The sequence below is a fragment of the Kribbella italica genome (assembly GCF_014205135.1).
Taxonomy (GTDB): Bacteria; Actinomycetota; Actinomycetes; order Propionibacteriales; family Kribbellaceae; genus Kribbella; species Kribbella italica.
Genome location: NZ_JACHMY010000001.1, coordinates 8,157,220 through 8,184,036, shown reverse-complemented (window position 1 = coordinate 8,184,036; position 26,817 = coordinate 8,157,220). Strand labels below are relative to the sequence as shown.

Sequence of the window (26,817 nt, the reverse complement as noted above, 5' to 3'; positions counted from 1 at the left end):
ACCGGGCGACGGCCCGCCCATGGTCAGGGTGCGTCGTCCGCCAACTCGTCGAGCAGGCCGTGCAGCTCAGCCCTCGACAGTTGTGGACAGTCCGCCGATCCGGTCTCGTCAAGGACTCTGAGCGCCTCCTCGACGACGGCGCGAGCACTCGGCTGATCCTCGATCCGCTGGACCCGGCCGAGATTGCGCAGCGTCTGCGCGATCCACCAGTGGCTGCCCGTCTCCCGGAAGACGCGCAGCGCCCGCTCGTAGCAGTCGATCGCGCTGCCCCGATCGCCCCGGGCGAAGCGGATCGACCCGAGGCTGTCCAGCACGATGTGCTCCCGCAAGGTCAGGCCGGTCCCCCGCCACAGCCGCACCGCTTCGGTGGCGGCCGACTCCGCGTCCGCGAGCCGGCCGACATCGACGTACACCGAGGAGAGTGTGTGCAGGGCCGCGGCGGCACGATCGTTCGAGCCGTGCCGGCGGGCGACCTCGATCGAGCACTCGAGGTCGCCGATCGCGCGGTCGTGCTTGCCGAGCTGCCACCGGACGATGCCCAGGTTGCCGAGCGCGGCAGACTCACCCGAACCGTCGGCCAGCGCGTTGTGGAGGGTGCGGGCCGACTCGAAGCAGCGCAGGGCAGGGCCGGGCTCCGCGAGCCGATGATGGGTGCGGCCGAGCAGGATCAGTAGATGCGCGGCGGAGCGCGAGTCACCGAGAGTCCGAGCGGCCGCCAGCGCGGACTGTTGCAGCGATCTGACGTCGACGGGAGCACGGCTGAGGTCGACATAGACCGACAGCGCACGGCTCAGCCGGACCAGGTCTTCGTCGAGACCGAGCCGGCCTGCACCGTTGATCAGGGCAAGCAACGTGTGCTGCTCGGCGCAGAACCACGCCATGGCCGCCTGGTCGTCGGCGAAGCTCAGCGCCTCGGTGCCGGAGCCCGGCTCCAGGTCGCCCCCGGCCTGGCTCCCCCACACCGCAACGCCGGCACGGATCGCCGACCGGGCGTACCACCGGTACAGGCGTCGTACGGCGGCGTCACGCTGGTCAGCCGGATCGTCGACGGCACCCTGTTCCGCGGCGTACAGACGGACCAGGTCATGCATCGTGTAGGAGCGGAACCGCGGCGATCCGATCAGATGCGTCTCGGCCAGCCGGTCGAGCAGCCGGGTGGTCTCCCGTTGGCTCAGCCCGGCCAGCGCCGCGGCCACTGGCGGCGCGATGTCCGCACCAGGATGGAGGGCGAGCAGCCGGAACAGCCGGGCGGCGTCGGCATCCAGCGCATGGTACGACCACGACATGACGGCGCGGAGACTGGTCGGCAGGTCCTCACCACTGTCCAGTACGTCGAGGCGCTGCTGCTCGTCCTGGAGTTGCGCGACCAGTTCGGCGAGCGGGCTGTCCGGGTGCCGTCCAGCGCACTCGGCCGCGACCGTGAGCGCCAACGGCAGGTGTCCGCACAGCTCGGCCAGCCTCGCCAGCAACTCGTTGTCCACGGCAACTTCCTGTCGCTTCAGCCGCCCGGCGAGGAACAGTTGCGCGACCTTGGCGGGCAGTACGTCGAGTCCGATCCGGTGGGCATGCTCGCGGGCCGCGAGCCCGCGCAACTGGCTGCGGCTGGTCACGATCACGACGCAGCCCGCGCCGGGCAGCAACGGCCGAACGTGGTCCGAGTCGCGGGCGTTGTCCAGGACGATGAGCACCCGTCGCGCGGCGAGCGTCGTACGCAGCAAGGCGCCGCGCGCGTCGACTCCCTCGGGCACCTGCTCACCGGGTACGCCGAGCCCGCGCAACATCAGCTCCAGCGCCGCCGCCGGGTCCATCGGGTCGCCGGGGCTGTGACCGCGGAGGTCGATGTACAGCTGGCCGCCCGGGAACCGGTCCCGGACCCGCCAGGCCCAGTGCACGGCCAGCGCGGTCTTGCCGACCCCACCCGGACCGTGAATCGCGATCAGTGTGACACCGTCCGGCCGTTGCTCGAACTGTTCGAGCAGCTCGTGGAGCCGGCGGCACACGGTACGCCGGCCGGCGAAGTCCTCGACCTCGGCCGGCAGTTGCTGTGCGGTCGGCACCTGAGCACCCGCCGGCACCGAGCCGCACAACCGGACACCGGCCAGCAGATCGGCGTACATGCGCTGCGACTCCGGGCCAGGATCAACCCCCAGCTCCCGCGCGATCCCCGCCCGCATCGACTCGTACGCCGACAGCGCCTCGACCGGGCGCCCGGCTCCGTCCAGTGCGACGAGCAGCCGCGTCCACGACGACTCGCGCAGCGGATGGTCACCCACGAGATCACGGAGCTGCGGGACGACGGCGGCCGCCCGGCCGGCGGCCACTTCCAGGTCGGCCAGCCGCTCGACCGCCACCAGCCGGCGTTCGATCAGCGAGACCTGCTGCGACTGGATCAGCCACTCGGACGGCGTCAGCTCGAACGGCGTACCGCGCCACAGGGCCAGCGCTTCGAGAAGCAACTCCCGCTCCTTCTCCGGCTGCTGACACCGCCCGGCCAGGTCGAGCAACTGGACGAAACGCATCACATCGACGGCGCAGGCCTCCACGTCGAGCATGTAGCCGCCCGTCGACGTACTGATCGCCTCGTGGCCCAGGACTCCACGCAGCCGTGACACCCCGGTGTGCACGCTGGCCGCGACATCCGCCGGCAGTTGCTCTCCCCAGACCCGCTCGGCCAGCGTCGTGGCGGCGATCCGCCGGCCCGGCGACAAGGACAGCACGGCGAGCAGAGCCGCGACCCGCCCACGGGGCACACCGACAGACTGCCCGTCGACGACAACGTCCACCGGACCGAGTAACGCGATCTGAACCCGCTGACGCCCCATCCAGCCACCACCCCCGTGGCCCGCACCTTACAAACGCGGCCGGTCGACGGATGGCGGTCATCGACCGTCAGGCGGCTTCTCTGCCCTCCCGTACTGCGTGATCGCGCACCGAGCGGGTCGACTCAGCCCAGGCCCTTCAGCAGCTGCCGGGCCATCACGATGCGCTGGACCTGGTTGGTGCCTTCGTAGATCTGGGTGATCTTGGCGTCGCGCATCATGCGTTCGACCGGGTAGTCGTGGGTGTAGCCGTAGCCGCCGAGGAGCTGGACGGCGTCGGTGGTGACGGCCATCGCGACGTCGGAGGCGAAGCACTTGGCGGCGGCGCCGAAGTAGGTGAGATCCGCGTCTCCCCGTTCGGAGCGGGCGGCCGCGGCGTACGTGAGCTGGCGGGCGGCCTCGAGCTTCATGCCCATGTCGGCGAGCATGAACTGCAGGCCCTGGAACTCCGCGATCGCCTTGCCGAACTGCTTGCGCTCCTTGACGTACCCGAGCGCGTAGTCGAGCGCACCCTGCGCGATGCCGAGCGCCTGGGCGGCGATCGTGACGCGGGTGTGGTCGAGCGTCGCCATCGCCGTGCCGAAGCCGGTGCCCGGGTCGCCGATCATCCGCGACGCCGGGATCCGGACGTTGTCGAAGTACACCTCGCGGGTCGGCGACCCCTTGATGCCGAGCTTCTTCTCCGGGGCGCCGAAGGACACGCCCTCGTCGGCCTTCTCGACCACGAAGGCGGAGATGCCCTTCGAGCGGGCGTCGGGATCGGTCACCGCGAAGACCGTGTAGTAGTCGCTGACGCCGGCGTTGGTGATCCAGCGCTTCACGCCGTTCAGCACGAAGTCGTCGCCGTCGGCGACCGCGCGGGTCTTCATCGACACCGCGTCCGAACCGGCTTCCGGCTCGGACAGGCAGTACGAGAACATCGCGTCGCCGGACGCGACCGGCGGCAGGTAGCGCTGCTTGACCTCTTCGGACGCCGACAGCAGCAGCGGCAGCGTGCCGAGCTTGTTCACCGCGGGGATCAGCGAGGTGGACGCGCAGGCGCGGGCCACCTCCTCGATCACGATCACCGTGGCCAGCGCGTCCGCGCCGGCGCCGCCGTAGGCCTCCGGGATGTGCGGGGCGTGGAAGTCCGAGGCCTTGAGCGCGTCGTACGACGCCTTCGGGAACTCGGCGAGCTCGTCGACGTCCCCGGCGTGCGGGGCCACCTTGGCGTCGCAGACGTCGCGGACCGCCGCCCGGATCGCGTCGTGCTCCTCGGACAGCGCGTACAGGTCGAATGAGTTACTCACGAGTTTCAATCTACGACGGATCGCCGCGGACCGGGAGCCGCCGGCACCGGAACGTGACGTACGGCGCACCCACCGGCACCGGGCCGACCAGCGCCGTTCACCGACCGGAAAGTCGCGTCGGTAGAGTCGCCCGCATGACTGAAGGCACGCCCACCGGCTCGCTGCGGATCGCGGTGATCGGGACCAACTACCTCGGCGCGAACACCGCCGCGGGTATGGCCGAGTTCGGCTTCGACGTGATCGGCGTCGAGATCGACGAGCACCGGCTGAAGCTGCTCAACGACGGCAAGGCCCCGCTGTACGAGCCGGGGCTGGACCCGCTGCTGAAGAAGCACGTCGACTCCGGGCGGCTGCGGTTCACCAAGGACTACCGCGAGATCGCCGACTGGGCCGACGTCCACTTCATCTGCGTCGGGACCCCGCAGACCGAGGGCAGCGACGCCGCCGACCTCGCGCAGGTCAACTCGGTCGTCGACATGCTCGCGCCGCTGCTGACCCGGCCGACGCTCGTCGTCGGGCGCTCGACCGTCCCGGTCGGTACGTCGAAGCTGGTCGAGCAGCGGTTCCACGCCGAGTCCCCGGCCGGGGCCGGCGTCGAGATCGCCTGGCAGCCGGAGTTCCTGCGGGAGGCGCACGGCGTCGACGACACGCTGCACCCGGACCGCCTGGTGTTCGGCGTACAGACTCCTGAGGCCGAGGCGACGCTGCGGCAGGTGTTCGCGACGCCGCTCGCCGAGGGAACGCCGGTCGTGGTCTGCAACCTGCCGACCGCCGAGCTGGTCAAGGGCGGCGCGAACGCCTTCCTGGCCACGAAGATCTCGTTCATCAACGCGCTGTCGGAGATGGCCGACGCGACCGGCGCCGACGTGACGCAACTGGCCGACGCACTCGGCTTCGACAAGCGGATCGGCCGCGGCATGCTGAACGCCGGCCCCGGGTACGGCGGCGGCTGCCTGCCCAAGGACCTGCGCGCCTTCATGGCCCGGGCCGGTGAGCTCGGGGTCGAGGAGGTCATCACGTTCCTCCGCGAGGTCGACGACATCAACTACCGGCGCCGGGCGCGGATCGTCGACGTCACCCACGAACTGCTCGGCGCCGCCTGGGTCGGCCGCAACGTGACCGTGCTCGGCGCCGCCTTCAAGGCCGGCACCGACGACGTCCGGGACTCGCCCGCACTCGACATCGCCGGCCGGATCCAGCTGCACGGCGCGACCGTCACCGTGTACGACCCGGAGGCGATGGAGAACGCACGCCGCGTCCGCCCGACCCTGCGGTACGCCGGCTCGGCCCTCGAGGCGTGCGAGAACGCGCACCTGGTGCTGCACCTGACCGAGTGGCCGGAGTTCCGCGCGCTCGACCCGGTCACGCTGAAGGACGTCGTGGACACGCCCGTGATCCTCGACGCGAGGCTGCTGCTCGACTCGGCCCAGTGGCGCGCGGCGGGCTGGACCTACCGGGCCCCGGGCAAGCCCTGACTCACCATCCCGAAGACCCCGGGGCGTCCGGGGTCAGGCGACGGTCGCGTTACGCATGACCGGGCGGGAGAGAGCGAAGAAGCCGATCAGGGCGGTCAGGACACCGATACCCAGACAGACTCCCGTGATGCCGACCGCGTCCAGGTCGGCGAAGAAGCCGAGCACCGGGTTCATCACCACCAGCGCCAGGCTCTGGCACAGCACCACGACCGACTGCAGCCGGGATTGGTACGCCTTCTCGACCGAGGTCATCAGCAGCGGCAGCAGGTGGCCGGTGAAGGTACCGACCCCGATACCGCTGATGATCGCCGCGGCCATCGCCAGGGGCAGCGGATCGAAGACGGCGAGGCCGACGAACCCGATCGACGCCAGCAGCAGCCCCAGCCCGGCCACCAGGCCAGGTCGCTGGAACGAGCCGCGCATCAGGATGCGCAGGGCGATCGCGCCGACGCCGAGGCTCCGGACCGCGATCAGCAGCGAGGCACGGCCCGCGTCCCAGCCGTGGTCCCGGGCCAGCAGCGGCAGCAGCAACGCGTCCATGGGCATCAGCAAGCCCGCGGCCAGGGTCATGGTGATCAGCAGGGTCCGCGTCAACGGACGTCCGAAGGCCACCTTCACGCCTTCGGCGATGGAGCGGAACATGCCCGTGGTCGGCGCGGGGGGCGGCGCGATCGCCCGGCCCATGACCAGGAGCACCACGATCATCACCGCGAAGGTCAGGGCGTCGAAACCGGCCGCCGCGGTCAGTCCCGCCCAGCCGACCAAGGCGCCACCGACGGCCGCACCGAGTACGGCGAAGACCATGCCGGTGACCTGGAAGCTGGCCATCGCCCGCGGAATCTGAGCCGCGGGGACCAGCAGCCGCGGCATGGAACGCGACGACGGAAGGAAGAACGCGTCGATCACGCCGACCAGCAAGGCGGTGACGAGCAGCAAGGTGACCGGCTCGTCGATGGCGATCGTCACCGGGACCAGCGCCGCCGTGAGCGCGAACATCGCCGTACAACTCACCAGCAGGACGCGCGGGGCACCGAAGCGATCACCGATCGCGCCGCCGATCAGCAGCAGCGCCGCGCGGGGCGCCGCGGCGAACAGGAGCACCAGGCCGGCGACCTGCCCACCGTAGTGACTGGCCGACCATCCGATGGCGAAACTCATCGCGATGTCCCCGAGCAAGGACACAGCCGCGCCGAGCAGCCAGATCCAGTAGCGGATCGGGATGCGCTCAGTATCCGGTTCTGCGGGCGGAGTCACGATCGACGACCTTAGACGACAATGGTTGGGAACTCACGGCTACCCGCCCCGACGGTGTGGAAAACCGTCTGAGGGCGGCCTTAACGCAGCTCTTCCGCGCCCTCACGCACCGCGCTGCCCTTGGCCTTGGCCAGCTCCGCCAGCGAGTCCTGGAAGTCGGTCATCTTCTGCAGGAGCCCGGGGTCGTGCGCGGCCAGGATCCGGACCGCCAGCAGTCCCGCGTTGCGGGCGTTGCCGATCGAGACCGTCGCCACCGGGACACCGGCCGGCATCTGCACGATCGACAGCAGCGAGTCCATCCCGTCCAGGTACTTCAGCGGCACTGGTACGCCGATCACCGGCAGCGGCGTGACCGCCGCGAGCATGCCGGGCAGGTGCGCCGCGCCACCGGCGCCGGCGATCAGCACCTTGAGCCCGCGGCCGTGCGCCTGCCGTCCGTACTCGATCATCTCCACCGGCATCCGGTGCGCGGAGATCACGTCCGCCTCGAAGGTCACGCCGAACTCCGCGCACACCTCCGCCGCGGCCTTCATCACCGGCCAGTCGGAGTCCGACCCCATCACGATGCCCACGGTCATGGCCGGTTCCTCACTCGTCGATCGTGCCGGTCAGGTACGCCGCGGCGTGCCGCGCGCGTTCGCGCACCGCGTCCAGGTCGTCGCCGTACGCCGTGACGTGCCCGACCTTGCGGCCCGGCTTCACGGACTTGCCGTAGAAGTGCACCTTCAGCCCCGGATCGCGCGCCATGCAGTGCAGCAGTCCCAGGTGCATGTCCTCGACGTCCCCGCCGAGCACGTTCACCATCACCGTGTACGGCGCCCGCGCGGCCGGCGACCCCAGCGGCAGGTCCAGGACGGCGCGCAGGTGGTTCTCGAACTGGCTCGTGACCGCGCCCTCGATCGACCAGTGGCCGGTGTTGTGCGGGCGCATCGCGAGCTCGTTGACCAGCAGCCGGCCGTCGCGCGCCTCGAACATCTCGACCGCGAGGATGCCGACCACGCCCAGCTCACCGGCGATCCGCAGCGCGGTCTGCTGCGCCTGCGCGGCCTGGTCCGGGTCGAGTCCGGGAGCCGGCGCGGTCACCTCGACGCAGATGCCGTCCTTCTGGACCGACTCGACGACCGGGTAGGCGACGGCCTGGCCGTGCGGGCTGCGGGCGACGATCGCGGACAGCTCGCGGACGAAGTCGACCTTCTCCTCGGCCAGGATCGGTACGCCGGACCCGAACGCCTGCGCGACCGCGGCGTCCTCGGGACCGTCGACGACCCACACGCCCTTGCCGTCGTACCCGCCGCGGGTGGTCTTGAGGATGATCGGGAACCCGCCGACGCGCTTGGCGAAGTCGGCGACCTCGGCCGGCGTCGCGACCACCTGGTGGGCCGGCGAGGGCGCGTCGATGGTGTCCAGGCGCTGCCGCATCACCGCCTTGTCCTGTGCGTGCACGAGCGCGTCCGGACCGGGCCGTACGGCGACGCCGGCGGCCTCCAGTGCGCGGAGCAGCTCGGTCGGCACGTGCTCGTGGTCGAAAGTGACGACGTCCGCCTCCGCGGCGAACGCCGTGACCGTCGCCGGGTCGCGGTAGTCGCCGACCGGCGCGTCGGCCACCGCCTGCGCCGCCGACACGGCCGGGCCCTCGGCCAGCACCCGCAGCTGGATCCCCAGCGCGACCGCCGACTCCTGCGTCATCCTGGCCAGCTGACCGCCGCCGACCATGCCCACCACGGGGGTCCCGACCGGGAGATCCTTACGCTCGAACTTCACGGCCCGAGCCTAGTGGTTTCCGATCGCGCCGCTTACATCACCCGGGAGCGGGCGGCCACCCCGGCGCGCGGGCGATTTTCGTGTCGGCCCCCACGACGGGTACCGTGAAGACTGCCCCACTGACTGTGCACAGCCAGTTGTCCGTTCACAGAGAGTCCACTGGTCCGTTGAAGATCTTCTCCACGCTGTACCGCCAGGTCGAGCACTTGGTGCACGAAGTGGCCAAGTTCGGGCTGGTCGGTCTGCTCGGCATGGTCGTCGACCTGCCGATCTACAACTGGCTGGTGTTCGACAACCCGCTGGTCGTGTTCGGGACGCACGGCGACGGCATGCTGCACGACCGGCCGGTGACGGCGAAGTTCATCTCGGTCACGGTCGCCACCGTCGCGACGTACCTGGGCAACCGGCACTGGACCTGGCGGCACCGCGAGCGCACCGGGCTGCACCGCGAGTACGTGCTGTTCTTCGTGCTGAACGGCATCGGCCTGCTGATCTCGGCCGGCTGCCTCGGCTTCTCCCGGTACGTGCTGGACCTGCACAACGCGCTGGCCGACAACATCTCGGCGAACGTGATCGGCCTCGGGCTGGGCACGCTGTTCCGCTTCTGGTCCTACCGCAAGTGGGTCTTCCGCGAGGAGATCGAGCTGGACGAGGCCGAGCACAAGGCCAAGGCCCCGGACTCCCCCGCCGCCCTGGACGCCGAGAACACCGGCGACCTCCCCGTGGTGCGCTGACCTCCACAGACTCCCGAAGGCCCGGAACAGGACACCTGTTCCGGGCCTTTCTGTTTCACTCGGTGAGAAGTGCCTGCAACCGGCGTGTGGCCCGCCACTGCAGCTGCTTGATCGCGCCCTCGGTCCGGCCCATCGTCTGGGCCGTCTCGGCGATGGACAGGCCGGTGAAGTAGCGCAGGACGATGCACTCGCGCTGGTCGTCGGCGAGCCCGCCGACGGCGCGGCGGACCAGCTCGGCGCTCAAGGCCGCGAGGGCGGCCTGCTCGGGCCCTGCCGACGGCTCGCGCTCCGGCTCGATCTCTTCGGTGACGACCGCCAGTCGGACCCAGCCGGAGCGGTAGTGGTCGAAGATCAGGTTCCGCGCGATGGTCAGCAGCCAGGCGACGAAGTTGCCGCCGGGAGCGGAGTACGAGTCGAGTTTGCGGAGGGCGCGGACGAAGGTCTCGCTGGTGAGGTCCTCGGCGACCGGCACGGCCGAGACCTTGGCCAGGACATAGCGGTAGACGGTCGTGACGTAGGCGTCGTACAGCTCCCCGAAAGCAGCGGCGTCGCCGGACTGGGCGCGCCGGACCGTCTGCTCGATCGCGTCGATCTCTGGGCAAGCGACAGGCGCCGTCCGGTCGGGCACGGTCGCTCCTTGCCGTAGGTGTTCGGTGCCTTACGCAGCGCGTTCGGAGCGGCGGTCCGGCGGATGGGTCCCTCCCATCCGGAGCCGGGGTAGCTTCGAATGCCCGGGGACGCTTCGAGTCCAGCGCAGGGAGAGTTCATGTACGCACCGGCGCCGCTACGTCGTCAGCTGAACCGTTCGAGCCTGTTGCTGCTCGGGCCCGCGTTCGTGGCGGCGGTGGCCTACGTGGACCCGGGCAACTTCGCGACGAACATCGCGGCGGGCGCGACGTACGGGTATCTGCTGTGCTGGGTGGTCGTCGGGGCGAACCTGATGGCTGTGCTCGTGCAGTACTTGGCGGCGAAGGCGAGTATCGCGACGGGGAAGACGCTGCCGCAGTTGTGCCGGGAGCAGTTCCGGGCGACGACTTCGCGCGGGTTGTGGGCGCAGGCCGAGCTGGTGGCCATCGCGACCGACCTGGCCGAGGTCGTGGGTGGAGCGATCGCGCTGAACCTGCTGTTCGGCGTACCGCTGCTGCTGGGTGGCGTGATCACCGGCGCGGTCTCGTTCGGATTGCTGATCTATCAGTCGAAACGCGGCCAGCGCCCGTTCGAGGCCGCGATCATCGGACTGCTCGCGGTGGTGCTGATCGGGTTCGTCGTGTCGACCGTCAGGGCCGAGCCCTCGGCCGGAGCGGTCGTGAACGGGATGATCCCGCGACTGGACGGCACCCAGTCGCTGGTCCTCGCGGCCGGGATGCTCGGCGCGACCGTGATGCCGCACGCGATCTGGCTGCACGGCGCCCTGGTCACCGACCGGCACTGGAAATCCATCCGCTCCGCCGCCGGCAAGCAGCGCGTACTGCGGGCAACGCGGATCGATGTCGGGGTCGCGATGGCCCTGGCGGGTGCGGTGAACCTGGCGATGGTCGTCCTCGCCGCCGCCGCACTGAGCGGATCCGGCGCCGACTCACTCGACGCCGCCCACGTGGCGATCGGCGACCGGCTCGGCCAGCTACCGGCTCTGCTGTTTGCGTTGGCCTTGCTGGCCAGCGGATTCGCGTCGTCCTCGGTCGGCACGTACGCCGGATCGGTCATCCTGGAAGGGTTCTGGCAACGCCACGTGCCGCTCGCCGTGCGGCGGCTGATCACGCTGCTGCCCGCGCTGATTGTCCTTGCCATCGGCATCGATCCGAGCCGGGCACTGGTCGTCTCCCAGGTCGTGCTGAGCTTCGGGATTCCCTGTGCGCTCTGGCCGCTGGTCCGGCTCACCGCGTCCCGGCGGGTGATGGGCGCCCTGGTCAACCGCCTGCGGACTACTTTGCTGGCCTGTCTGGTCGCCGCGGCGGTGTCCGTGCTCAACGTCGTACTGATCGTCCTCACCGTCCGCGGCTGAACTTCTGGCCCCGATGACCCATCCGCGGCGGCGCCGGGTGCGAACGACTTCTGCCGGCCTCACCGCCGGTGTCCGGGCTGATGCTGCCGCGGCCTGACGATCCCCGCGACCGGCATCAGTCCGGTCCGAACATTTCGTCATTTGCACAATTTCGCAAAAGTTCGTTGCTTCGGGCCGAGTGACTCGTTATCCCATCGGATCGTCAATCCACAGCCCGGCGGACAGCCCGGGTACCCCGGAACATCGGAGTTCTCCACGTATGTTCGACAAACTCTTCATCCGTAACGCGATCGACCGCAGCGCCGAGAACGGTGTCGACCGGCGCAAGTTCCTGCGGGCCGCCGGTGTCACCACCGTCGGTGCGGGTCTGGCCGGCGGCGGGCTGCTGGCCAGCGGCGTGCTCAACCCCGCGGCTGCCGACTCGGGTCCGCTCGGGCTGGACCTGGGGCTCGGCGACAAGCACCACCCGAGCGGCCAGCCGAGCGACGGCGCGGTGCTGAACTTCGCGCTCAACCTCGAGTACCTGGAGGCCGAGTTCTACCTGCGCGCCGTCCGCGGCTACGGCCTGTCCGCCACCGACGTGGTGGGCAAGGGCAAGCTGGGGGCCGTGCGCGGTGGCCGCAAGGTGAAGTTCCAGACCAAGGCGGTCAAGGCGTACGCCGAGGAGATCGCGGCCGACGAGCTGGCCCACGTGAAGTTCCTCCGCAGCGCGCTCGGCGGCGCCAAGGTCGCTCGTCCGGCGATCGACATCGACGCGGCCTTCACCGCCGCAGCGACCGCGGCCGGCCTGATCAAGCCCGGCCAGAAGTTCGACGCCTACGCGAACGAGAACAACTTCCTGCTCGCCGCGTACGTCTTCGAGGACGTCGGCGTCACGGCGTACAAGGGCGCCGCTCCGCTGATCACCAACAAGACCTACCTGGAGGCAGCGGCCGGCATCCTCGCGGTCGAGGCCTACCACGCCGCCAACATCCGCACGAGCCTCGTCGCGGCCGGCCTCGAGGTCCCCTCGGTGGCGATCTCCAACGCCCGCGACAGCCTCGACGGCAAGACCGACCTCGACCAGGGCGTCACCTACAAGGGCAAGACCAACATCGTCCCGACCGACGCCAACGGCATCGCCTTCAGCCGCGGCGCCGACCAGGTCCTCAACGTCGTCTACCTGACCCCGAAGAAGGCCACCAAGGGCGGCTTCTTCCCGGCCGGAGTCAACGGCGAGATCAACACCAGCCGCGCGAACTGAGCTAGCCGGCCGTTCCCTGCGGCCTGAACGACGAAGCACGGCCCTCGTGGCGCCTGTTCCTCCGGCACCGCGGGGGCCGTTGCCCGTCGCTCAGGGCTTGCGGGCGACCGCGCAGTACAGGAAGTTGCTGGCGTCGTCGATGTCCGGTGCCTCGAGGTCGACCTCGCCGTACGGGTTCCAGTCGGACAGGCGGACCAGGCCCGGTGAGAGCACCTTCAGGTCGCCGAACAGGGACAGGATCTCCTCCGGCGTCCGGAAGCGCAGGTCGGGGAAACTCGGCGCGAGCCGCTGCTCGAAGGCCTCGGCGACCCGGGCGGTCTCGCTGCCGTCGCGCGGGTTGCAGGCGTGGCTGATCGCGACGAACGATCCCGACGGCAGCTTGTCCAGGTACGCCGCCTGGATCTCGCGGGCGTGGTCGAGGTCGGGCACGTGGTGCAGCACCAGCGCCTCGATCAGGCCGAACGGGCGGTCCGCGTCCAGGCCGACCACGACGGCCTCGTCGGACAGCACCTGGTGCGGCCGGGTGAAGTCGGCCGCGGCGAAGTCGGTGTACTCGTTGTCGAGCAGCAGGGCGCGGCCGTGCGCGATCACCGACGGGTCGTTGTCGACGTACACGACCTTGGTCACCGGGTTGATGCCCTGGGCGATCTGGTGGGTGTTCTGCGCGGTCGGCAGGCCGGCACCGAGGTCGAGGAACTGGCTGATCCGGTGCTCGCGGGTCAGCCAGCTGACCGCGCGCTGCAGCCAGCGCCGGTTCTCCCGGGCCCAGACCGGCAGGTCGGGCGCGACCTCCATGATCTGGCGGTAGATCACCCGGTCGGACTCGTAGTTGTCCTTGCCGCCGAGCAGCATGTCGTAGACCCGCGCGACGCTGGGCTTGGTCACGTCGATGCTCGGTGGCGGCTCGTTCCGGTCGTCACCGGCTGGATCGATCATTGCCGAAACCCCTTCATCTACTGGCCTGCGGGACAGGTGCTCGACCCGTCACCCGAGGCTATCGCGCACCGGGGCCGGGCAGCAGGGCACCCCGGGGCAGATCGCGGGGCAGATCACGGGCAGCTCAGCGCCGGTCGTTGTCGTCGGAGCTGAACAGCGTCTCGGCCTCGGGCTCCTCGGCCGGCGGCTGCTGCGACCGGATCCGCTGGTGCTGCGGCGGTGCCTCGTCGTCGAGGTAGCCGTCGCCGGGCTTGCCGTCGGGCCCGCCGAACAGCAGGTCGGACATCTTCAGGTGCATCTGCTCGACGTGCGGTACGTCGGGCAGGACGACATGCCCGCCCTCGCTGGCCGACTGGATCTGCAGCGTGCCGCAGCCGAGCATCCGGTCGATCAGGCCGTGCTCGTACGACACGTCGTTGATCCGCATCAGCGGGATGTCGCGGCCGGTCCGGGTCAGGATGCCGTGCCGGGTGATCAGCCGCCGGTTGGTCAGCGTGTACGTCGAGAAGAACCAGTTCAGGAACGGCTTGGCCCCGAACACCACCAGGACCAGCAGCCCGGCCACGCCGATCGCGATCCGGGCCGGGGTCTGCAGGTTGCCCGACGGCACCACCGCGGTCAGGAACCCACCGCCGCCCGCCACCACGAGCAGCAGCAGGAACACCGGGAAGATCAGCGCTTTCCAGTGCGTCCGGGTGCTGACGACGACGTACTCGTCCTCACCCAACAACTTCGCCGAGATCGCCATGAGATCAGTCAATCACGAGACGAGACGCAGCAGGCGGAGAAAGTGATTCAATGCTTTACAGAATGCATACAGCAAGACAGTATGCGCCAGGGGGCTACCTGCTAAGGAGTCAGTTCTGATGGGCATCTTGTCGGTCCTCGACCGGGAGCACAGCGTCGCACCCCCGGGGTACAGCCGCTGGCTGATCCCACCGGCCGCGCTGGCGGTACACCTGTGCATCGGTCAGGCCTACGCGACCTCGGTCTACAAGACCTCGCTGGTCAAGCACTTCGACGCCAGCCAGACCTCGATCGGCGTGATCTTCAGCATCGCGATCGTGATGCTGGGACTGTCCGCCGCGGTCGGCGGGACGTGGGTCGAGCGCAACGGGCCGCGCAAGGCGATGTTCGTCTCGGCCTGCTTCTGGGCCGCCGGCTTCCTGGTCGGCGCCCTGGGCATCGGGACCGGTCAGCTCTGGCTGGTCTACCTCGGGTACGGCGTGATCGGCGGCATCGGCCTGGGCATCGGCTACATCTCGCCGGTCTCGACGCTGATCAAGTGGTTCCCGGACCGCCCGGGCCTGGCCACCGGCCTGGCGATCATGGGCTTCGGCGGTGGCGCGCTGGTCGCCAGCCCGCTGTCGCGCCAGCTGCTCAGCCTGTACGACGACGGCTACGACCCGAACAACTCGGCGTCGGTGGCCGGCGGCGGCGCGCTGGTCGCGCTGTTCGTCACGCTCGGCCTCGCCTACTTCGTGATCATGATGTTCGGCGTCTTCAACATCCGGGTTCCCGCCGAGGGCTGGAAGCCGGACGGTTTCGACCCGTCGACGGTCAAGCAGAAGGCGCTCGTCACCACCTCGAACGTCTCGGCCGCGAACGCGATCAAGACCCCGCAGTTCTGGCTGCTGTGGGTGGTGCTGCTCTGCAACGTCACCGCCGGGATCGGCATCCTCGAGCAGGCCAGCCCGATGATCCAGGACTTCTTCCGCGGCGCGGACGGCAAGTCGTCGGTCGCGGTCGCCGCGGCGGCCGGGTTCGTCGGTGTGCTGTCGATCTTCAACATGGCCGGCCGGTTCGGCTGGTCGACGACGTCCGACGTGATCGGCCGCAAGCCGATCTACGCGCTGTACCTCGGCGTCGGGATCATCGCGTACTTCCTGCTGGCCACCGTCGGCCACAACAGCACGGCCCTGTTCGTCCTGCTGGCCGCGGTCATCCTGTCCTTCTACGGCGGCGGTTTCGCGACCGTACCGGCGTACCTGCGGGACCTGTTCGGCACGTACCAGGTCGGCGCGATCCACGGCCGGCTGCTGACCGCGTGGTCGGTGGCGGGGGTCGCCGGGCCGCTCATCATCAACGGCTTCCTGGACCGTGAGGGCAAGCCGGGCACGCTGACCGAGGAGGCCTACCGGCCGGCGCTGTTCACCATGGTCGGCGTCCTGGCGATCGGTTTCGTCGCCAACCTGCTGATCCGCCCGGTCGCCGAGAGGTTCCACGAGAAGTCCAGCACCGCAGCAACGGAGGCCGCGTCATGAACCAGACACCTCGCCTGGTCGTTTCCTGGGCGCTCGTCGCCGTCTTGCTCGGCTACGGCGTCATCCAGACCCTGATCACCGCAGCCAAGCTGTTCACTAGCTAGGGCGTAGGTGTGTCACGTCGCCGGCGGCCAGCGCTCGTTGGCCGTCGGCGGCGTCGACCAGCAGCCGGCCGTCGGTGTCCAGCCCGGTCGCCTTGCCCTCCAGGAACTTCCCGTCCGGCAGCTCGACCCGGACCGGCCGGCCGATCGTTGCCGACAGCTCCTGATAGTCCGGCAGGATCACCGCCGGATCGCCCGCCGCGGCGACCCACTCCTCGTACCGGGCAGCCAGCTCTCGCAGTACGGCGGACAGCACCGTCACCCGGTCCGTCGTCGCCGCGCCTTCCAGCGCCAGTGACGTCGCCGCCGGATGCGGCCGCTCGTCGGCGCGCAGCGTGACGTTGAGGCCCATCCCGACGATCGCCGCCGGCCCCTCGACCCGCTCGAGCAGGATGCCCGCGAGCTTCCGGTCCTCGATCAGTACGTCGTTCGGCCACTTCACCTGCGCCGGGACCTCAGCAACTCGCCGTACGGCGGATGCGACGGCCAGCGAGACCAGCAGGCCCAGCCACGGCCAGCGAGCAGCCGGGACCGCAGTCGGGCGCAGCAGGACCGACGTCAGCAGCGCAGAGCGCGGCGGAGTGGTCCACGTGCGGCCCAGCCGTCCACGTCCGGACGACTGGTACTCCGCTGTCGCCACCAGACCCTCAGGGGCTCCGGTGCGTGCAGCGGCGGCCAGGACGGCGTTGGTGGACGGCGTCTCGGTCAGTACGTCGATCTGCGTCCACAGCCCACCAGGACCCAGCAGGCGCGCCCGCAGGAACTTCTCGTCCAGCGGCGGGCGCTCCAGGTCGCCGAACCTCGGGTGCTCCATCAGCCGGTGTTCTGCAGGCCGGCGGCAACGCCCGACACGGTCAGCAGCAGCAGTCTGCGCGTGCGCACGATCTGCTCCTCGTCGAGTGAGTCATCCGTCCGCAGGGTCCGCAGGGCTCGCAGCTGCAGGTAGCTGAGCGCGTCGACGTACGGGTTGCGCAGCTCGACCGCACGGCCCAGCACCCGCCGTCCGGCCAGCAGCCGGTCGCCGCCGAGCACCTTGAGCACCCACTCGGTGGTCAGCTCGTGCTCGTCCAGCATCAGCTGGGTCAGGTCGTCGCGGTCGCCCAGCTCCAGGTAGCGGCCGAGGATGCGCCGGTCGGTCTTGGCCAGCGACATCTCCGCGTTCTCCAGCATCACCTGGAACAGCGGCCAGTTCTTGTTCGCGTCCTGCAGCGCGGCGACGTCACCGACGGCCGCGAGCGCGGAGCCCAGGCCGTACCAGCCCGGTGCGTTCACGCGGGCCTGCGACCAGGCGAACACCCAGGGGATCGCTCGCAGGTCCTCCAGCGAGGACACCGCCACGCCACGACGCGCCGGGCGCGACCCGAGCGGCAGCTGGCCGAGCTCCTCCAGCGGGGTGACCCGGCCGAACCACTCGGCGAACCCGTCGGCCTTCACCAGCTGGTGGTACGCCGTACGGGCGGCCTCGTCGAGGACCTTCTCGATCTCGCCGAACCGGTCGGCGGCCGCCGTGGCCCGCTCCTCGATCGCTGGGGTGGACGCCAGCAGCGTGGCGGCGGTGACCTGCTCGATGTGCCGCTGCGCGATCGGGGCGTTGCCGTACCGGGCCGGGATCGCCTCGCCCTGCTCGGTCAGCTTGAACCGGCCCGCGACCGAGCCGGGCGCCTGCGCGAGCACGGCGCGGTTGGCGGGGCCGCCGCCCCGGCCGAGCGCACCGCCGCGGCCGTGGAACAGGGTCAGCCGGATCGCGTTGCGCTGGGACCAGGCGGTGATCCGCGCCTGCGCGTCGTACAGGGCGAGGGTGGCCGAGACCGGGCCGACGTCCTTGGCGGAGTCGGAGTAGCCGAGCATGACCTCGAAGCGGCGGTCGTTCGCGGTCAGGCGGTGCCGGACGCGGGTCAGCTGGATCGCGTTGTCCAGCACCTCGACCGAGTTCTGCAGGTCCTCGCCGGTCTCGAACAGCGGTACGACGTCCAGCTCGATCGGCCGGCCGTCCAGCGCCGCGTCGGCCAGCTCGTAGACCGCGGCCAGGTCACCGGCGTTCCGGGTGAACGACACGACGTACCGGCGGCAGGCCTCGGGGCCGAAGCGCTGCTGGATCTGGCCGATCACCCGAAGGGTGGCCAGCACCTCCTCGGTCTGGTCGGACAGCTCACCACCGCCCAGGACCTCCTCCAGCGCCTTGGCGTGCACCGAGGAGTGCTGGCGGACCTCCAGCTCGGCCAGGTGGAAGCCGAACGAGCTGACCTGCCAAATGAGCTGCTGCAGTTGCCCGAACGCCTGGCGGGGTGCGCCGGCCGAGACCAGCGAGTCCTGCAGGACCTTCAGCTCGTGCGCGAAGTCGGCGGCCCGCGGGTAGCCGAAGTCGGCGTCCCGGCCGCGGGTCGCGGCCAGCCGGCGCGCGGCCAGCAGCAGGAGCTGCCGGTGCGGCTCGGCGGGCGAGCGGGTCTCGATGTCGGCGATCAGCTCCGGGTTGACCGCGCGGGCGTCCTCCAGGATCCGGCGGACCGGCGCGGACGGCGGGGTGGTCGCCGCGTCCAGCGTGAGCGACCGGCCGAGCTGGTCGGTGGCCTGCTCCAGCGCGCGCAGCACGTGGTCGGCCTGGATCTGCATCGCCTCGCGGGTGATCGCGGCGGTGACGTTCGGGTTGCCGTCGCGGTCGCCGCCGATCCAGGACCCGAGCCGGACGAACGGCGCGACCACCGGCGGGCGCGTCCCGGCCGCGTCCCCGGCCAGGGCGTCGTCGAGCCGGCGGTAGACGTTGCCGACGACATCGAACAGGGTCTCCTCGAACACCGCCATCGCCGACCGCACCTCGTCCAGCGGCGTCGGCCGGCTGGTCCGCAGCTGCCCCGTGCGCCAGAGGATGTCGACCTGCTCGACCAGGCCGCGCCGGTTCTCGGCCAGCTCGGCGTCACCGGCGCGCGGGTCGTTACGCTCCTCCAGCAGCGAGGAGATCCGCCGGATCGTCGCCAGGACGGCGCGGCGCCGCGCCTCGGTCGGGTGCGCGGTCAGGACCGGGCGGAACTCCAGCCCGTTGAGCAGCGCGCGGGCCTGCTGCTCACCGGCGTCGGTGGAGATCTGCTCGACCGCCTGGGCCAGCTCGGACACCGCCGGGGCGTCGCCGGAGCGGTCGCGCTCGCGCAGGACGCGGGCGCGGTGCAGCTCCTCGCTCAGGTTGGTGAGGTGGAAGTAGCAGGTGAACGCGCGGGCGACGTCCTCGGCACGCTCGTGCGGCCAGGTCGCGACCAGCCGCTCGGCCGCCTCCCCGTCACCGGCGATGGTCAGCTCGCGCAGCTTCTCCACGTCGTCCAGCAGCGGCTGCCCGGCGTACTCGACCAGGATGCGGCCCAGGATCTCGCCGAGCAGGCGGACATCAGCCCGCAGCTCCTCGGGGACTTCGAAACGTGCGCGGGTACGGGTGCGGGCGTTCGCCTGACTGCCGGTCTCGGTCACGTTCGCCCACGATATCTGTGGCCGCGCTCTCTCGCCTCATGGTCCGGCCAGTGAACGCAGATCGTGACCGAGCGTGGCGACGAGCTAACGGTACGCCGGGAGCGCGGGAGCGCGGGGCGCGGGAGCGCGGGGCGCGGGGCGTGGGAGCGCGAGGCGCGGGAGCGCGAGGCGCGAGGCGGGAGCGGGGGCAGGCGGTCGGGTGGTCAGACCGAGCTGAAGCCGCCGCCGACTACTTGGGAGACGACTTGGGCCAGCTCGGCCGGGGTGCGGTCGGTCCCGTCGACAACGAGCATGCGGGCGCAGGCCTCGGTCATCGAGGCGAGCATCTCGGCCAGGACCGGGAGGTTCGCGTCCGGGGCGGTGACGCCCGGCAACGATTGCACGAGCGTCAGCCGCAGGCCTTCGACCAGGAACGCGCGGGCGGCGCGGACGCGGTCGGCGACGACCGGGGCCGCGCCGTACTGGGCTCCGAAGACGATCCGCCAGGACTGGGGATTCTTCGCCGCGGTCTCGAGGAACGCCGACAGCCCTTCGAGGACGTGCTCCTGCGGCGTCCCGACGGTCGGGTCGGCCGGCAGCGCGGCCATGATCGAGAGCACCAGGTGCTGCTCCTCGCGGGCCAGCAGCGCCAGCAGCAGCTCGTCGCGGTTGGCGAACGAGGCGTAGACGACCGGCTTGGTGACTCCGGCGGCGTCGGCGACCGACTGCATCGTCGTACCGGCGTAGCCGCGCTCGGAGAAGACCTCCAGGGCGGCCTCGAGGATCATCGGCCGCCGGCGTTCCGGGCCGAGGTGCGCGGCCCGGCGGCGAGGTTCCGCAACCGGCTCGTCGGGGCTGACCACTTGACAAACCTACCAGGTCGTAGGAAATTCCTACGGTCTGGTAGGAAGTCGCCACGGGCACGCCGTACGGGTGTCCGGAACGGTTTCGTCAGGAAGTCGCCACGGGGAGGTCTGCTTGACCGAGCGTGGCGGTGCGCACTGGTTGGAGTCCGGCGACTGGTCAGGGCTCGAACTGGGCGAACTGGCCCGGCTGGTGGACCGGACGTCGGAACGGGAGCTTCGGCATCGACTCATCGGGGGTGTGCGAGAGATCGCGTTGCGCGAGATCTTTCGCCGGATGCCGGAGTACCTCCGGCCGGCCCGGGCCGGCGGGTTCGACGCGGTCGTCACCTGGCAGATCACGGGCGCGGCCGGCGGCGTACACGGCGAGGGCGTCGACGAGTACTACCTCCAGATCACCGACGGCCGCTGCGAACTGCTGCCCACCCACCCCGGCCCGGCCCAGATCTCGGTCCGCACCGATCCCGCCACCCTCCTGAAGATCGTCACCGGCAACGAGGACCCCATCACCGCCGTCCTCAAACAACGCCTCTCCGTCCGAGGCGACCTGGCCCTAGCAGCCCGCCTGACCAAGATCTTCGCCGCAGGCCCCCACTAACCCGCAAGAAGGCACGCCCAACCCCCGTCAAGCCACCAAATAGTCCCCCCACCAGGCGCACATCACCAATCCCCAAGCCCCACCCCACTCGACCTTTCCTTCCCTGGCCCGAAAACCCCCACCCCCGCCAGGCCTCACCTCCCGCTCACCACCAACCCTCTTCACATCACCCCCAACCCCCAGCCCGTCCCCACCCACCCCCAACCCACTGCGTCCCAAGTCACAGCCGCCAACCGCCTACCGGCCAGTTAGGCTGCCCGACTATGGGAGAGACCGTGAACATCCACACCACCGCCGGGAAGCTCGCGGACCTGGAGCAGCGGCTGGACGAGGCCGTGCACGCCGGGTCCGAGCGCGCGGTGGAGAAGCAGCACGCCCGCGGCAAGAAGACCGCGCGCGAGCGGATCGCCCTGCTGCTGGACGAGGGATCCTTCTCCGAGCTGGACGAGTTCGCCCGCCACCGGTCCACCTCGTTCGGGCTCGACGCGAACCGCCCGTACGGCGACGGCGTGGTGACCGGCTTCGGCACCATCGACGGCCGCCAGGTGTGCGTGTTCGCCCAGGACTTCACCGTCTTCGGTGGCTCGCTCGGCGAGGTGTTCGGCGAGAAGATCGTCAAGGTGATGGACCTGGCGATGAAGATCGGCTGCCCGCTGATCGGCATCAACGACTCCGGCGGCGCCCGGATCCAGGAAGGCGTCGTGAGCCTCGGCCTGTACGGCGAGATCTTCCGCCGCAACGTCCGCGCGTCCGGGGTGATCCCGCAGATCTCCCTCATCATGGGCCCGTGCGCCGGCGGCGCGGTGTACTCGCCGGCCGTCACCGACTTCACCGTGATGGTGGACGAGTCGTCGTACATGTTCATCACCGGCCCGGACGTGATCAAGACCGTCACTGGTGAGGACGTCACCCAGGAGGAGCTCGGCGGCGCCCGGACGCACAACACCAAGTCCGGCAACGCGCACTACCTCGGCAGCGACGAGGAGGACGCGATCGACTGGGTGAAGGCCCTGGTCGCGCACCTGCCGCAGAACAACCTCGAGGACCCGCCGGTGTACGACGCCCCGGCCGACCTCGCGGTGACCGACCTGGACGCGGCGCTCGACACGCTGATCCCGGACTCGCCGAACCAGCCGTACGACATGCACACGGTGATCGAGACCGTGGTCGACGACGGCGACTTCCTCGAGGTACAGGCGCTGTTCGCGCCGAACCTGATCGTCGGGTTCGGCCGGGTCGAGGGCCGCCCGGTCGGCGTGGTCGCGAACCAGCCGATGCAGTTCGCCGGCACGCTCGACATCGACGCGTCGGAGAAGGCGGCCCGGTTCGTCCGCACCTGCGACGCGTTCAACGTGCCGATCCTGACCTTCGTCGACGTACCCGGCTTCCTGCCCGGCACCGACCAGGAGTGGAACGGCATCATCCGCCGCGGCGCGAAGCTGATCTACGCGTACGCCGAGGCGACCGTGCCGATGATCACCGTGATCACCCGCAAGGCGTACGGCGGCGCGTACGACGTGATGGGCTCCAAGCACCTCGGCGCCGACATGAACATCGCCTGGCCGACCGCCCAGATCGCGGTGATGGGCGCGCAGGGCGCCGTCAACATCCTGCACCGCCGCGAACTGGCCGCCGCCGAGGACCTCGAGTCGCGCCGCCAGCAACTGATCACCGAGTACGAGGACCACCTCGCCAACCCGTACATCGCGGCCGAACGCGGCTATATCGACGCGGTGATCAAGCCGAGCGAGACCCGCGCCGAGATCGTCCGCGCGCTCCGCCTGCTCCGCACCAAACGCGACACCCTGCCCCCGAAGAAGCACGGCAACATCCCCCTGTGACGGGAGCCTCGAGATGACCGACAACACCGCTGCCGCCCCAGTCCTCCACGTGGTGAAGGGCGACCCTACCCCCGAGGAACTGGCCGCCCTCGTCGCCGTGGTCGCCGCCCGCGCCGCCGCGCCGGCCGCCGCCGACACCGAACGAGCCAGCGACTGGGCGACGTACTGGCGCCACGCCAAACGCCCCCTCCACCCCGGCCCGGGCCAGTGGCGGGCGTCCGCCCACCCGTAACTGCAACTACTTGGTCGGCTCCGGCCGCCGGCCTCAGCCCCGACCGCCGGGCTCGTCCTTGCCTCTGGGCAAGCGATCAGCCGGGCGCCCGCCGGGCTTCGTCTGATCGTTGCCGGAGGCACCCTGCGTGGGGCCGGCCACAGGCGCGATCCCACGGTCGAACACCAGACCACCGAAGTCCGCCATCTGCGCGAAGAACTGCTCCCCCGTACGAACCTTCTCGATCGCCCCCGCGGCGATCTCCTGCCCCCGCTGCCGACCGGCCGTGCGAGCGGTCGGTAAGTCTCCAAGGCTCGCAAACCCATCGGCGAGGGCCCGGCCGAGGTCCGTCCGGAGGGCGGCCTTCCGCCGAGGATCCTGCACCAGCTCGGGCAGCCGGGTCTGGTCGATGATCAGCCGCGCCAACGCCTCCGGCCGGCGCGACGCCGATTCGCGAGCACCGGCCCGCAGTACGTCGATCGCCCGCAGCTCCTCGAACTCGGCCGCGAGCTCAGCGGAGAACATGCCGACCGCACTCGTCCACCCCGGATAGGACGGCAGCAGCGGCTCCGGTCCCGCCGCCACACCCCGGGCCAGCGGCCCAGCAAGCTCGGCCGGCAGGACCCGGTCGACCAGGCCGGGCATCTCCACCTGCGTGAGCGCCTCGATGAAGCCCTCCTCCGCCGGGTCCTGCTCCTCGCGGTCGAGGTCTCGGATCCGGTCCGCCAAGGTCCAGTCCGCCGGTGCGGTCAGGTGCCCGAACTCGTGGGCGGCGGTCTTGATCCCACGCCAGCACACCTGCGCGAACTTCGGGTCGGACAGCGCCCGCGGGCCTTCGGCGTACAGGCGTCGCAGTGGTTCCACGACCAGCGGACGGCTGAGCAGCAACCGCCCGTCCGCGGTCGCCTGACCTCTGACGCTCTGCTCGCGATCGGCCGGCAGGTAGTCGATCCGGCCGTTCCACAGGGTCGCCTCGGCCCGGTGGTTGCTGACCACGTCGGCCGCGATCCGATCCCACAGGCCGTCGAAGTCGGGGACCTCACTGGCCGGATCGCGGCGCATCACTGCCGCTCGATCCGCTCCAGCACCCTCAGCAGCACCGCGTTCATCTCCAGCGCGGCGTCCCGTTCGCCGTCGGTCGGCGCAGCGGCCGCGATCCCGGCGACCTCGGCGATCCCGGCCTCGACGTGGGCGCGCTGCCCGTCAGCCGGACCGGCGGGAAGCCGCCTGGCCCGCAGCATCGCCTCGAACGCCCGGCCGACCGTCTCGCTGTCCGGCGCGGTCGCCTCCAGCAGCATGCGTTCGGTGGCCTCCAGGTACCGCTGGGCCTTGGCCGGGTCGTCGTCCACCGTCGCCACCAGCCCACGCAACCGCTCCACACCGGCTTTGAAGGCAGGTACGTCGTCAGCCGCGCCGACGACCTCGGCCCGCTCGGCGTAGAACTCCTCGAATCGCATGCGAGCAGGATTCCACTCCGCGCGGTCAACGGCCACCAGGTGGCGCGTGAACGCTCATCCGTCAACACTGGGGGTATGGCCAAGTACGAGGTGAATCCGGCGGCGGTCGAGTACGCGCGGAAGTTGATCGAGGGTCGGCAGTACGTGCTGGACAGCGACTGGGGTGCGTCGCAGCCTGATGCCGAGGCGCAGAACGACTACCTGAGCGGGCACGGGTGGGACGAGTACGGCGCGTGGCACCTCGGCTTGACCGACGGCGCCAACGACGAGACCAAGGCCCGGCATGCCTTTGTCTACGGGGACTTCCGGCGGGTGCACCGGACCGGGCTGATCGCGTGCGTGTACCGGGCGGCAGAATGGCGGCACAAGGACGTGGAGCTCGCGGCACACGAACTGCTGCAGCTTCTTGACGCGAAGGCTGGGATCAAGTGAAGCGGCTGGTCGGGTGTTTGGTGGCAGGAGTCGTGCTGGCAGGGCTGATGGGCTCACCGGCGTCGGCGACCGAGCTTGGGGGCTCCGGGCAAGCAACTCTCGGACGAGCGGGCCTTGGGCAACTGACCGGACTGGTGGCGGACCGGATCGAGGTCGGGGACCTGGTCGCGGCGTCGAAGTTCGGGACGGACAAGCCGATCGACGACCCGGCGCGCGAGCAGGTCGTGCTCGACCAGGCCCGCGCGTCGGCGATCCAGCTCGGGATCGACCCGGAGGAGACGGTCGTGTTCTTCCGCGACCAGGTCGAGGCGAGCAAGGTCGTGCAGCGTGGGCTGTTCGCGCGCTGGACCGCCCACCCCGACGAGGCGCCGACGACCCGCCCGGACCTCAACGAGATCCGGGCGACCCTCGACCGGCTGACCACCGACCTGCTGCAGGCGCTCCGCAGTACGACGTACGTCCGCCACGCGGGCCTGCGCTGCGCGGTCGACCTCACCACCAGCAGCATCCTTACCGTCGCCGAGCACCGCCTGGATCACCTGCACACACAGGCTTTCCGGGGCGCTGTCGCCGACGTCTGCCGCTAGATCCGGCGGAAGCGCACCAACGGATAGACCGGAACACCCGGACCACCGCGAACCGGTCCCTCGAAGGTCGTCGCGCCGTCGAGCACCAGCCCGTGCTCGGCACCGCGCGCGACCAGGTGCGAGAGCGCGTCCCCCGAGCGAGCCTCCTTCGGCGACCGCCCATCGGCGTACCGGCTCGCATCGGACTTCTCCGTCGTGGTGATGAACACTCCACCCGGCCGCAACACCCGCGCCGCCTCGGCAATCACCCCTTCGGTGTCGTCGAGCAGATGCAGCAACCAGATCGCCACCACCGCATCACACCGCCGATCCGCCACCGGCAACCGCCCGGCATCAGCCGCCGCCACATGCCCCGGCAACCGGTACCGCGCATGCTTCAGCATTGCGGTCGACAGGTCGACCCCGTGCACAAGATTGCCCAGAGCAACAAGCTCGGCCCCGACCAGCCCAGTGCCCACAGCAAGTTCCAGTACGCGCAGCGAGGAGGCGGAGCCGAACTCGCCCGGCGCGGAGGAGGCGGAGCCGAACTCGCCCGGCGCGGAGGAGGCGGAGCCGAACTCGCCCGGCGCGGAGGAGGCGGAGCCGAACTCGCCCGGCGCGGAGGAGGCGGAGCCGAACTCGCCCGGCGCGGAGGAGGCGGAGCCGAACTCGCCCGGCGCGGAGGAGGCGGAGCCCAACTCGCTCGGCGCGGAGGAGGCGGAGCCGAACTCCCCGGGGGCGCCGCCCCTTTCCTCCCCCTCCGGGCCGAGGTCGCCGGAGGCGACGAGGCCGGTCGGTCGGAGCAACCGGTGGACCGCTTCGGCGGCGGCTTGGGCTCGCGCTTCCCCGCCGCGGGTCTCGTCGTAGATCGCCGCTTCCGCTTCGTCGTACGCGAAGTGGGGCGGCTGCCACAGGGACGGCCACGGGATGCCCACGTCCGCCAGCATGCGGCGGAGCAGTGGGAGGGAGAGGCCTACGACGTTGTGGTAGTCGCCCTCGATGCCCGTGACGAACGGGCCACCGATGCCGTCGACGGTGAAGGAGCCGGCGACGACCAAGGGCTCGCCGGTGGCGACGTACGCGTCGATCTCGTCGTCGGTGAGGTCGGCGAAGTACACCTTGGTGGAGGCGAGCTCGCGGAGTTCCTGCTTGCTGTTGGTGTCGAACAGGCAGTGCCCGGTGTGCAGTACGCCGCTCCGCCCGCGCATCGACCGCAGGCGTTCGCGCGCGATCTCCGGCGTACCGGGCTTGCCGTAGGCAACACCGTCGATCTCCAGCACCGAGTCGCAGCCGAGGACCGTCGCGTGGTCGTCCAGCGTCGCGACGACCGCGCGGGCCTTCAAGCAGGCCAGCAGGCGGGCGAGCTCGCCAGGGTTCTCGGCGGTGACGTTGTCCTCGTCGACGCCCGAGACGATGACCTCCGGCTCGACCCCGGCGTTGCGCAGCGTCTTCAGCCGCGCCGGCGACTGCGAGGCGAGAACGAACCGCGGCCGCGGAGCCACCGGTTCCCTCGCATCATCCTCAGCACCGCGACGCGCA

25 protein-coding genes are annotated in these 26,817 nt (G+C 70.6%); 11 read left to right on the top strand and 14 right to left on the bottom strand.

The window, feature by feature from the left end:
- Positions 1–23: 23 nt before the first annotated feature.
- Positions 24–2,783 (bottom strand): BTAD domain-containing putative transcriptional regulator, encoded by a 2,760-nt coding sequence (locus HDA39_RS38405; RefSeq protein WP_184803749.1) that lies wholly within the window; start codon positions 2,781–2,783, stop codon positions 24–26.
- A gap of 161 nt (positions 2,784–2,944) precedes the next feature.
- Complete coding sequence (locus tag HDA39_RS38400) at positions 2,945–4,108, bottom strand: acyl-CoA dehydrogenase family protein (protein WP_184803747.1); 1,164 nt, start codon at positions 4,106–4,108, stop codon at positions 2,945–2,947.
- A 134-nt stretch (positions 4,109–4,242) separates the two neighbouring features.
- Here HDA39_RS38400 and HDA39_RS38395 point away from each other — a divergent pair, with 134 nt between their 5' ends.
- Positions 4,243–5,583, top strand: a complete 1,341-nt coding sequence (locus HDA39_RS38395) for a UDP-glucose dehydrogenase family protein (protein WP_184803745.1) — start codon at positions 4,243–4,245, stop codon at positions 5,581–5,583.
- A gap of 33 nt (positions 5,584–5,616) precedes the next feature.
- Here HDA39_RS38395 and HDA39_RS38390 read toward each other — a convergent pair whose 3' ends face one another.
- The 3 genes from HDA39_RS38390 to HDA39_RS38380 all read right to left on the bottom strand — a co-directional run bounded on the left by HDA39_RS38390 (position 5,617) and on the right by HDA39_RS38380 (position 8,598).
- Entirely contained in the window at positions 5,617–6,837 is a 1,221-nt protein-coding gene (locus HDA39_RS38390) for an MFS transporter (protein ID WP_184803743.1), read from the bottom strand.
- An 80-nt stretch (positions 6,838–6,917) separates the two neighbouring features.
- Positions 6,918–7,415: a 5-(carboxyamino)imidazole ribonucleotide mutase gene (gene purE / locus HDA39_RS38385; protein WP_184803741.1), complete on the bottom strand. Its 498-nt coding sequence runs from the start codon at positions 7,413–7,415 to the stop codon at positions 6,918–6,920.
- Positions 7,416–7,425: 10 nt separating this feature from the next.
- Positions 7,426–8,598, bottom strand: a complete 1,173-nt coding sequence (locus HDA39_RS38380) for a 5-(carboxyamino)imidazole ribonucleotide synthase (protein WP_184803739.1) — start codon at positions 8,596–8,598, stop codon at positions 7,426–7,428.
- Positions 8,599–8,765: 167 nt separating this feature from the next.
- On the opposite strand from HDA39_RS38380, the gene HDA39_RS38375 reads away from it, so the two are divergent.
- Positions 8,766–9,332, top strand: coding sequence for a GtrA family protein (locus tag HDA39_RS38375; protein ID WP_184803737.1), 567 nt, complete (start codon positions 8,766–8,768; stop codon positions 9,330–9,332).
- 55 nt (positions 9,333–9,387) lie between these two features.
- Here HDA39_RS38375 and HDA39_RS38370 read toward each other — a convergent pair whose 3' ends face one another.
- Positions 9,388–9,960, bottom strand: coding sequence for a sigma-70 family RNA polymerase sigma factor (locus HDA39_RS38370; RefSeq protein WP_337926069.1), 573 nt, complete (start codon positions 9,958–9,960; stop codon positions 9,388–9,390).
- 138 nt (positions 9,961–10,098) lie between these two features.
- Between HDA39_RS38370 and HDA39_RS38365 the strand changes: the two genes are divergently transcribed.
- A complete protein-coding gene (locus HDA39_RS38365; protein WP_184803735.1) occupies positions 10,099–11,334 on the top strand; it encodes an Nramp family divalent metal transporter in 1,236 nt (411 codons plus the stop codon).
- Between the two features lie 259 nt (positions 11,335–11,593).
- Entirely contained in the window at positions 11,594–12,577 is a 984-nt protein-coding gene (locus HDA39_RS38360) for a ferritin-like domain-containing protein (protein ID WP_184803732.1), read from the top strand.
- A gap of 90 nt (positions 12,578–12,667) precedes the next feature.
- On the opposite strand, the gene HDA39_RS38355 is transcribed toward HDA39_RS38360, so the two are convergent.
- Both HDA39_RS38355 and HDA39_RS38350 read right to left on the bottom strand, forming a co-directional pair.
- The gene (locus HDA39_RS38355) at positions 12,668–13,513 is read right to left on the bottom strand and encodes an SAM-dependent methyltransferase (protein WP_184803730.1); all 846 of its coding nucleotides are present in this window, start codon (positions 13,511–13,513) and stop codon (positions 12,668–12,670) included.
- Between the two features lie 124 nt (positions 13,514–13,637).
- Entirely contained in the window at positions 13,638–14,261 is a 624-nt protein-coding gene (locus HDA39_RS38350; RefSeq protein ID WP_184803729.1) for a PH domain-containing protein, read from the bottom strand.
- A gap of 118 nt (positions 14,262–14,379) precedes the next feature.
- Here HDA39_RS38350 and HDA39_RS38345 point away from each other — a divergent pair, with 118 nt between their 5' ends.
- Positions 14,380–15,777, top strand: coding sequence for an OFA family MFS transporter (locus HDA39_RS38345; RefSeq protein WP_184803727.1), 1,398 nt, complete (start codon positions 14,380–14,382; stop codon positions 15,775–15,777).
- Positions 15,774–15,881 (top strand): MFS transporter small subunit, encoded by a 108-nt coding sequence (locus HDA39_RS44180; protein WP_420488779.1) that lies wholly within the window; start codon positions 15,774–15,776, stop codon positions 15,879–15,881. The genes HDA39_RS38345 and HDA39_RS44180 overlap by 4 nt, the downstream gene beginning before the upstream one ends.
- Here the strand turns inward: HDA39_RS44180 and HDA39_RS38340 are convergent.
- The 3 genes from HDA39_RS38340 to HDA39_RS38330 form a co-directional block, all read right to left on the bottom strand.
- Entirely contained in the window at positions 15,874–16,692 is an 819-nt protein-coding gene (locus tag HDA39_RS38340) for a biotin--[acetyl-CoA-carboxylase] ligase (protein ID WP_184803725.1), read from the bottom strand. The two genes, HDA39_RS44180 and HDA39_RS38340, sit on opposite strands and share 8 nt — an antisense overlap.
- Positions 16,692–19,331 carry a phosphoenolpyruvate carboxylase gene (locus HDA39_RS38335; protein WP_184803723.1) on the bottom strand — a complete coding sequence of 880 codons (2,640 nt, stop codon included), beginning with the start codon at positions 19,329–19,331 and terminating at the stop codon, positions 16,692–16,694. Before HDA39_RS38335 ends, HDA39_RS38340 begins: the two co-directional genes overlap by 1 nt.
- A 203-nt stretch (positions 19,332–19,534) precedes the next feature.
- A complete protein-coding gene (locus HDA39_RS38330; RefSeq protein ID WP_184803721.1) occupies positions 19,535–20,173 on the bottom strand; it encodes a TetR family transcriptional regulator in 639 nt (212 codons plus the stop codon).
- A 115-nt stretch (positions 20,174–20,288) separates the two neighbouring features.
- Here HDA39_RS38330 and HDA39_RS38325 point away from each other — a divergent pair, with 115 nt between their 5' ends.
- The 3 genes from HDA39_RS38325 to HDA39_RS38315 all read left to right on the top strand — a co-directional run bounded on the left by HDA39_RS38325 (position 20,289) and on the right by HDA39_RS38315 (position 22,844).
- Complete coding sequence (locus tag HDA39_RS38325; protein WP_184803719.1) at positions 20,289–20,771, top strand: SCP2 sterol-binding domain-containing protein; 483 nt, start codon at positions 20,289–20,291, stop codon at positions 20,769–20,771.
- A 263-nt stretch (positions 20,772–21,034) separates the two neighbouring features.
- Positions 21,035–22,612, top strand: a complete 1,578-nt coding sequence (locus tag HDA39_RS38320) for an acyl-CoA carboxylase subunit beta (RefSeq protein ID WP_184803717.1) — start codon at positions 21,035–21,037, stop codon at positions 22,610–22,612.
- Between the two features lie 13 nt (positions 22,613–22,625).
- Positions 22,626–22,844, top strand: a complete 219-nt coding sequence (locus HDA39_RS38315) for an acyl-CoA carboxylase subunit epsilon (protein WP_184803716.1) — start codon at positions 22,626–22,628, stop codon at positions 22,842–22,844.
- A gap of 33 nt (positions 22,845–22,877) precedes the next feature.
- Here HDA39_RS38315 and HDA39_RS38310 read toward each other — a convergent pair whose 3' ends face one another.
- Both HDA39_RS38310 and HDA39_RS38305 read right to left on the bottom strand, forming a co-directional pair.
- Positions 22,878–23,885 (bottom strand): hypothetical protein, encoded by a 1,008-nt coding sequence (locus tag HDA39_RS38310; protein ID WP_184803714.1) that lies wholly within the window; start codon positions 23,883–23,885, stop codon positions 22,878–22,880.
- A complete protein-coding gene (locus HDA39_RS38305) occupies positions 23,885–24,280 on the bottom strand; it encodes a hypothetical protein (protein ID WP_184803712.1) in 396 nt (131 codons plus the stop codon). The genes HDA39_RS38310 and HDA39_RS38305 overlap by 1 nt, the downstream gene beginning before the upstream one ends.
- 75 nt (positions 24,281–24,355) lie before the next feature.
- Here HDA39_RS38305 and HDA39_RS38300 point away from each other — a divergent pair, with 75 nt between their 5' ends.
- Together HDA39_RS38300 and aroQ are read left to right on the top strand one after the other, a co-directional pair.
- On the top strand, positions 24,356–24,712 hold the full coding sequence (locus tag HDA39_RS38300; protein WP_184803711.1) for a hypothetical protein: 357 nt from the start codon (positions 24,356–24,358) through the stop codon (positions 24,710–24,712).
- On the top strand, positions 24,709–25,299 hold the full coding sequence (gene aroQ / locus HDA39_RS38295; RefSeq protein ID WP_202893248.1) for a gamma subclass chorismate mutase AroQ: 591 nt from the start codon (positions 24,709–24,711) through the stop codon (positions 25,297–25,299). The genes HDA39_RS38300 and aroQ overlap by 4 nt, the downstream gene beginning before the upstream one ends.
- On the opposite strand, the gene HDA39_RS43985 is transcribed toward aroQ, so the two are convergent.
- On the bottom strand, positions 25,296–26,780 hold the full coding sequence (locus HDA39_RS43985) for a Maf family nucleotide pyrophosphatase (RefSeq protein WP_337926068.1): 1,485 nt from the start codon (positions 26,778–26,780) through the stop codon (positions 25,296–25,298). The genes aroQ and HDA39_RS43985 overlap by 4 nt on opposite strands.
- Positions 26,781–26,817: the final 37 nt, after the last annotated feature.